Here is a 7921-nt window from a genome sequence, read left to right on the forward strand (position 1 = left end):
ACTGGCATAAAAACACTCCTTTTCGATAAGAATTTCCATATCCTAATTCTTACCAAAAAGGAGCCATTTATTTCCAAAAACACAAACTTATTTACACTACCTTATTCAGGGCAGCAGAAAAGCCGGGGCTTTCTCCTCGGCTTCACCTGTTTTTCAATATTCTTTGGCTGGCTTTGATATAAATTTAAACGGAACTGCCCGCATTGCGGCAACCCATCAAGCTCCTGCCGCTCCTGCTTTCTCTTCTATAATGACACGCAATGCCCTGGAGCCCACATCCTTTTTCTTTGCTTTTCCAGCACTGGAACGCAGTGCCTTTCTCCTCAAATTCCAGCTTCTCCTCATCCATGGCAAGGAACTTCACCTTCTGTAAATCCAACGAGCTATTTACAGAACTCAGCAATCGCCTGGTTTACAAACCTGGCTGTTCCCTCTCCTCCCGCTTTGTCAATATTCTCTTTCATCCGCTCATCATGGACATACATTTCACCTAATCCCCGGAGAATTTCGTCTGTACAGTTGTAATAATTTTCTGTGATAATGTTCTGCAGTTTTTCTATTTTTTCCTGTACCTTCTGATCTTCCGGAGGAAGTTTGCAAAGGGAACCGATTTCTTTAAAAACAGACATCAATTGATCTGCAGCCATGCTAAATTCCTCCTCTGACTTCCCTGCTGTTTTCCTTTGATAGTCTTTATAAGCTTCTGTATTTCCCCATCTCTTCCTGACTTCCTCCTCATACTGATGTATTTCTTCTGTCTGAAATGCCTGAAAACTCATCGCGTCCACTCCTTCTTTCTGAATCCTGCGGGCAAAAAAAATCAATTGATCGATATGCTTTCGCCGCAGCTCTAACAATGTAATCTGCTGTTCTAATGCCTCTTCCGGCTTAAATTCCGGACTGTCTAAGATTGCTTTAATTTCCTTTAAGGGAAACTGCAGTTCACGAAACAATAAAATATTCTGCAGCCGTCTGAGCGCCGCTTCATCATACAGACGATATCCGGCATCCGTCACTTTGGCAGGGCAAAGCAACCCTATGGCATCGTAATGGTGAAGCGCCCGGACGCTGATTCCGGTAAGTTTGCTGACTTCCTTTACAGTCCGCATCTTTCTTCCTCCCTTTCTGTTTTTCTAAAGTGTACACTATGACATAACGTGAGAGTCAAGAATTTTTTCTTATATTTCTATTTTTCAAAAACCATATGAAACACTAGCAGGATTCAATTATATCCTCTTATAAGGCTTTTTTGCAAGCTGCAAGTCAATGGTGTCATTTATGGTAAACGTTTCTACCATATTGATTTATTGTTTCTTCCATACTTTGCTTTTGTGGTTTTATTCTTTCAAAATTCTGGTAGCCTACAGAAATTTTTTCATTCGTTCCCCATCGGCATATCTCTCAACAAATGCTAGGATCTGTTTTCTTCAAAGGTTAACACAATCTTTCGGATGGAAGGGTCTTTGGAATCCACAAAGTCAAAGGCTTCCTGAGCTTTTTCCAATGGAAAGGTGTGAGAAACTGAACCTGACAGCTCCAGCTTCCCTTCCTGAATCAGTTCAATTGCCTCCTGGAATTTTTTATTCTGCAGTCTGGAGCCGCGGACGTCCAGTTCCTTCGAAGTAATCAAAAACTGATTTACCTCCGCAGGCTCCACTGAAAATCCCATTGTCATAACCCTGCCCGCATTGCCGGTTGCCTGAAGGAGCGTCAAAAGGGAATCCTTCGTACATGCAGCGTCAATGGACACGGTGGGCCCGTAGCCTCCTGTCAGCTCCTTTGCCCGTTTCACCACATCCTCTTTTGCGCTGTGAATCACAAAATCTGCGCCGTTTTCTAACGCCTCTTCCAGTTTGTTTTCCATAATATCTGCAACAATTATTTTGGCCCCGCTCAGCCGGGCAATTTTCAGAATCGAGCTTCCCAGTGCACCCGCGCCGAAGATCAGCAGCGTGTCGTCTTCACAAAGTCTGGCCCTGGAACAGCTCTGGATCGCAATGGTGGCCGGCTCTATCATCACCGCCGTTTCATCCGAAATTCCCTCCGGAAGCAGATAACAGTCCCTCTCCGGCACCGCTATATATTCCCGGTATCCGCCGTCAATATGTACGCCGCGCACTTTCAGGTCTGCGCATACATTTCCTCTTCCTTTGCGGCATGCATAACAGTGTCCGCAGCTGGTGACCTGATCCACAATGACCCGGTCTCCAGGCTTCAGATGCGCCGCATGTTTCCCGACAGCCTCCACCCTGCCTACCATCTCGTGGCCGATGATCCTCGGATAAATGGCGGCTGCATTGGTGCCATGGTAAATGCCCACATCTGAACCGCAGATGCCTGCCGCTGTCATTCTGATTAATACATTATCATGTTCTGTAATCACCGGTTTCTCCATATCAATGAGTTTTATTTCACCCGGCTTTACAATCTGTATCCCTTTCATAAGTCAAATCTCCTCACTATAACCTGAATTCATTTCTTCTTTGCGCCGCCGGACACCGAGCCCACCAGTATGAGCACAAGCACTGCCCCCTGAATGAACCTCTGCATTCCTGCTGAAAGACTTGCCGCATTCAAAAATGTGGTAAGCAGATACATCATCAGCGCCCCCAGGCACACTCCCGCCACATTGGATTTTCCTCCTGACGCCGCAGTCCCTCCCACAAAGGCGGCTGCAATGGAGGGAAGAAAATAAGTTGCGCCCATATCCTGAAAAGCGCCTCCGTTAAATGCCCCACACAAAGTTCCCGACAGCCCGCACAGCGCGCCGCCCAGTGTAAATGCAAGAATCACAACTTTATTCACAGGAATCCCGGCATATCTGGCTGCCAGACGCTTTTGCCCCACTGCATGGAGCTGTTTTCCATATTTTGTCCTGTACAATAGAAGCGCCAGGGCTGCCGCCGCAAAGAGGCAGAGAATCGTCAGCATCGAAAATCCTCCGGCGTTCCAATTGATGAATTTTACCAGACCCGCATCCGGCAGCGTCTTCATTCCCGGCGCAAGCACAAGGACTATGGTGAAAATTACATATCCTGTCGCCAGGGTGGTAATCATGGCCGGAACTTTCAGATAAATGTTAATCAGCCCATTTACAAACCCGCACAGCGCGCCTGCCGCCACCGCCGCCGCTACTCCAAGAACCACATGATACTGCATTAAATCACAGGAAATGTAGGCTGCAAGAGTCAAAATATATTGCTGGGACAAATCAATCGCCCCTTCGCCGCTGGTTACAACAATCATCTGTCCCAGCGCAAGCAGCAGCGCGAAAGAACACAATTTAGCGCTTGTGAACACCTGTCCCACATGAAATTTTCCCGATACTGCTGAAATCCCAATCCACAAAATGACAGAACCCAAAAGAGGCCATAGAAACGTATATTTTGCCATTATTTTTTTCATTCTTATCTGCCCTCCTTCTTATGCGTGATCAGCCTGACTGCCAAAACTGCCACCAGAATCATTCCTGTCACTGCGGTCTGATAATTGGAATCTATCCGGAAGGAGGTCAAAAGACTGGTGATAAAAGACATTGCAATTCCGCCGCACACCACTCCTGCCGGAGTGACAAGCCCGCCTGCCATCTCACATCCGCCCAGAATTACGGTGGCAATCGACAGCATACAGTAAGAGACGGATGAATTGGCGTCTGCCCCCATGCAAACGGCCGTATAGGACATGCCGGCCAGAACAGCCATCAGCCCTGACAATGCATAATTCACCATCTTTGCCTGAAGATAAGACCAGCCGGAGCGTTCTACCGAGGCGGCATTGTTGCCGATTCCCCGCAGCACCATCCCATATTTCGCCCGGAAAAGAATCCACCAGCACAATGTTCCTGCCAGAATGCAGATCACCACAGGCATCGGAATCACCGGAAACTCAAATTTGTAAAACGACAGCAGCCACTGCGGGCATGTTCCGCCCGGAGAAGGCGCCAGAATCAGAGCGATTCCCCACCATACAAACTGCGCGCCCAGTGTGACCACAATTGCCGGTATATTCCGTATATGGATTAATGCCCCCATCAATGCATAACAGGAAATAAACAGTACAATTCCAATTACGCCGAAAAATGGATTCCCCGTCATCACAATTCCCACAATCACGTTCACCAGTGCAATGGAATATCCATTCCCCATATCCACATCCCCGGCAGTGACGATAAACATCTGCCCCAGCGCTGCAAACACAAGGGGAACCGCAGAGGACACCAGCATACGAAGCCCCATGTAGGAAAGAATTCTGGGATTCATGGATACATTGGCCAAAATCATAACTGCCATTGCCGCAACCGGAAGAAGGACACGGGACGTCATCATCCGATGCAGCCCACTCTCCTTCTTCTCCTCTGCCGCTTGCTGATGCTTTACTTCTTTAAAGGAAGCCTTGACGATGTTAGCAACTGTAATCTCCTCATGCTTCAGCTCTTCTGTAATCTCGCCCTCATGCATAATATACGCGCGGTCGCAGATTTCCATCTCTGCATCCTCTGTGGAATACAGAATAACGGCTTTCCCCTCCTGCTTCGCCTCCTCCAGAAGTCCATAAATTTCCTGTTTTGTCCCAATATCCACCCCGGCGGTGGGGTCGTTTAAGATAATCAGCTCAGCCCCGGACGCAATTCCCCGGGAAATCAATGCTTTCTGCTGATTTCCGCCGCTCAGGGACATAATGGGACTGTGGATTCCCTCTGCCTTAAATTTTAATTTATCATACCAGGTCTGAGCCAGTTCTTCGGATTTTTTCCGGCTCAGGAACATCCCGTTTTTTACCTGATCCAGATTTCCAATCACGGTATTGTCCAGAATATCCCACAGATGGAACACGCCTTCCGATGCCCTGTCGCCGCTGACATAGGATACAGAGGAATTCAGCAACACGCCTTTTTTCTCTTTCCCCTGATATTTGCGGGCGTCAAACAGAAGATTCAAAAGCTGCGTCTGCCCGGAGCCTGCCAGACCGGAAATGCCCACAATCTCTCCGCAGTTTACATACATATTAATATTGTACAGCCCTTTGCCTGTATAGTCCTTTATCTGCGCGGACGCTGTCTTTACCCCGCAGCCGCCTTCCTGACGCGTTTCTTTCTTCTCTCTTTTCCCGCCTGCGCCTCCCAGCATTTCCACCAGTTCATCTGCAGATATCTCCTCCGGATCACATTCCCCGGCGTTCATTCCATTCTGCATCAGCACAATCCGGTCTGACACTTTGCGGATCTCGTCCAGTTTATGGGAAATATAGATAACCGCAACGCCTTTTTCACTCAGCTCCTTCACTACCCTGTGGAGCTGTTTTGCCTTATCCGTAGACAGAGCAGATGTGGGCTCGTCCAGAATCAACACCTTTAAATTGCCGGTCATCAGGGTCTTGCAGATTTCCACCATCTGCCGCTCCGCCAGAGTCAAATGCTCCACAAGCTTCAGCACGTCAATATGATTTCCCGGAAAATACTGCTCCATCAGCTGCCTGGTTTCCTGTTTTGCATTTTTGCGCCATCCATGTTCTGTAAAAATTCCATGGCCTACATTGAGCATGGCAAAGTTTTCATACACGCTGAGATTCGTACAGAGAGACAAATCCTGATATGCGCAGGCAATACCGGCCTCCTTCGACTCTTTTGCGGTATACTTTTTCATATCCGCTCCATTGACCCTGATGATACCGGCCGTGGGAGAAAGCACCCCTGTCAGAACTTTCATCAACGTGGATTTTCCCGCCCCGTTGGGCCCTACCAGTCCAATCACTTCTCCGGCATAAATCTTAAGATTGATGTTCTGCAGCGCTTTGGTAATACCGAAACACTTATCAATTGCACAAAGCTCTATGTAAGGAGTCTGATTTTCTTTTACCTTCACTTTTTCAAGCTCCTTTCTCATCTTTTGTCAGGGGAGGTCCGCCGGTTTCTCCATGGCCGGATGCCTTTTGAGCATCCTTTTCTATCAATGCAATGACCCGGATCGGCGATGCAGAACCATCCTTAATCTTATTGGAAAGACCGATCACATAGGAAAAAACAGGAAGTTTCTGCAAATTGACCAGATTTTCCAAAATTGGAATTCCCGCCCCCAGCAGCATATGATGGCACGGGAAGGTTTCACTTCCGAAAGCGTCCAGGGAGAGGGCGTCTGTTCCCACACAGGACACTTTTTTCTCCAAAAGATATTGCGCCGCATCGCCTCCCAGACCAGCCCAGTCCTTCAAAAATTCCCCTGCTTCTTTTCCCAGGCCATACCGCTCTTCCCATCCAAAATGCAGCAGAATAATATCGCCTTCTCTGAGTTCCCCATGCTGCTTTTCAAATTCCTGAAGCATCTTCAGGGTATATGACTCACAGGGCTTTAAAAAGCCCGCGTCTATCCTGACGCCTCTGCCTATGACTGACCGCACATCTACTTCTTCAATGGAACTGCCGTCTTTAAAAAAATGCTTCGGCGCATCCAGATGCGTACCGGTATGCTCCCCAAAGCTGAGCTGCCTGTGCATAGACAGTTCGCCATGGTCATAAGTCTCGTACACTATCGCCCCAAATCTGGCATGGGTGGGCCAGACAGGCATCCCCGGCTCTAACGTATAGCTCAGGTCCACAATTTCCGCTGCCTCCATTGCCTGCTGCATCAAAGATATAATTTGTCCTTCCATACCATTTTCACCTCTCATTCATTGTTAATCATGCATTTCTGTTACTGATACAAATTCTCTCTTACCCACTCACGGTCAAAGGTGGGGGTGCCGATCTCTTCGTCATCCATATCTTTGTAATCCTGTACCTGTTCTTTTTCTACAACAGCAAACGGGTGTACCATATCCTTTGGAATCTCATACTGGCCGCTTAAGATGTCACATGCCACATAGACGCCGGTAGCTCCAACCCATGGATTGGAGGATACGGAAAGTGTATCATATCCTTCTGGCGCTTCTGCCGCCCACCATTTCAGGAAATATCCGCGATTATCGCCGCCGATTACCGGTAGCTCCATACCTGCGGATTCGAAAGCCTGTACTGCCGCATAGGAATCTCCGCCCTGTGTGACAACCCCGTCCACCTGATCCAGCGTAGGCAGGACGGAGGCCAGTTCAGACTGCGCTTTGGAGCCTGTCCAGTCTGTGTATACTTCCGCAACCACCTCTACATCCGGATACTTTTCTAATGTCTGTACCACTCCTTCATGGGCAATGTTGTCAAACTCGGCTCCGGCTGTTCCTCTCAGCTCAATAATCTTGCCTGATCCTCCGATGGCCTCGCATACATATTCTGTCAGGGTCGCCATCTGAGCAATGGTGTCAAAATTAATCTGGTAGCACAGCTCTGCATCAGATTCCACCGGCCCGTCATTGATAATAATACAAGGAATACCTGCATCAGAGGCCTCCTGAATGGCTCCGGTCAATGCCGTCGCGGAGATTGGGTCAATGATAATTGCGTCCATCCCTTCCAGAATAAAATTTTCAATCTGCTGCACCTGCTTGGAAGCGTCATTGTTGGCCTCTACAATTGTAAATTCAGAAATCTCTCCGGACTCCGTCAGTTCATCCGCCGCTTTCTGTGCATAAGCCTCCATCTGCTGACGGTACGAATTGCCGTTGAAGCTGTTGGTAAGTCCAATCTTGTAGCCTGCGGCTGATTCGCCTTCTTTCTTTCCGGTATCTTTTAATTCCTCACTGCCGGAACCTGCGCTGCCCGAATTCGCAGTTCCGGAATCTGCATCTTTCCCGCCGGAATTGCCGCACCCTGTCAGGCTGATTGCTATTGCCGCTGAAAGAACTACCGCCAGAATCTTGTTTTTTTTCATACTTTTTTCCTCCTTCATTGTAAAGGTAGTGTCAAATCCTACCTGATTTTTTGTTACTCAAACCTTGATTTTATGGGAGTTTGCAAATAAAAGAGCATTGACCTCCCTTTTTATGGTATAATGTC

The 7921-nt window shown here is 48.0% G+C and carries 6 protein-coding genes; all 6 read right to left on the reverse strand.

The genetic code is table 11. The annotated features are described in order from the left end of the window. Positions 1–383: 383 nt before the first annotated feature. Positions 384–1109 carry a MerR family transcriptional regulator gene (locus ACTO17_RS19020; protein ID WP_172537205.1) on the reverse strand — a complete coding sequence of 242 codons (726 nt, stop codon included), beginning with the start codon at positions 1107–1109 and terminating at the stop codon, positions 384–386. 302 nt (positions 1110–1411) lie between these two features. Then, positions 1412–2443, reverse strand: coding sequence for a zinc-binding alcohol dehydrogenase family protein (locus tag ACTO17_RS19025; RefSeq protein ID WP_482559037.1), 1032 nt, complete (start codon positions 2441–2443; stop codon positions 1412–1414). 29 nt (positions 2444–2472) lie between these two features. Next, positions 2473–3405, reverse strand: a complete 933-nt coding sequence (locus ACTO17_RS19030; RefSeq protein ID WP_482559038.1) for an ABC transporter permease — start codon at positions 3403–3405, stop codon at positions 2473–2475. A gap of 2 nt (positions 3406–3407) precedes the next feature. Continuing rightward, positions 3408–5861 carry an ATP-binding cassette domain-containing protein gene (locus ACTO17_RS19035; protein WP_482559039.1) on the reverse strand — a complete coding sequence of 818 codons (2454 nt, stop codon included), beginning with the start codon at positions 5859–5861 and terminating at the stop codon, positions 3408–3410. Between the two features lie 4 nt (positions 5862–5865). After that, the gene (locus tag ACTO17_RS19040; RefSeq protein ID WP_482559040.1) at positions 5866–6645 is read right to left on the reverse strand and encodes a cyclase family protein; all 780 of its coding nucleotides are present in this window, start codon (positions 6643–6645) and stop codon (positions 5866–5868) included. Positions 6646–6686: 41 nt separating this feature from the next. After that, positions 6687–7796, reverse strand: a complete 1110-nt coding sequence (locus ACTO17_RS19045) for a substrate-binding domain-containing protein (protein WP_482559041.1) — start codon at positions 7794–7796, stop codon at positions 6687–6689. Positions 7797–7921: the final 125 nt, after the last annotated feature.

Source organism: Petralouisia sp. (assembly GCF_056822245.1).

Excerpts from the sequence above, each read along its gene's own strand:
- ACTO17_RS19025 (WP_482559037.1), bottom strand. The coding sequence starts at position 2,443 with ATGAAAGGGATACAGATTGTAAAGCCGGGTGAAATAAAACTCATTGAT.
- ACTO17_RS19030 (WP_482559038.1), bottom strand. The coding sequence starts at position 3,405 with ATGAAAAAAATAATGGCAAAATATACGTTTCTATGGCCTCTTTTGGGT.
- ACTO17_RS19040 (WP_482559040.1), bottom strand. The coding sequence starts at position 6,645 with ATGGAAGGACAAATTATATCTTTGATGCAGCAGGCAATGGAGGCAGCG.
- ACTO17_RS19045 (WP_482559041.1), bottom strand. The coding sequence starts at position 7,796 with ATGAAAAAAAACAAGATTCTGGCGGTAGTTCTTTCAGCGGCAATAGCA.
- ACTO17_RS19020 (WP_172537205.1), bottom strand. The coding sequence starts at position 1,109 with ATGCGGACTGTAAAGGAAGTCAGCAAACTTACCGGAATCAGCGTCCGG.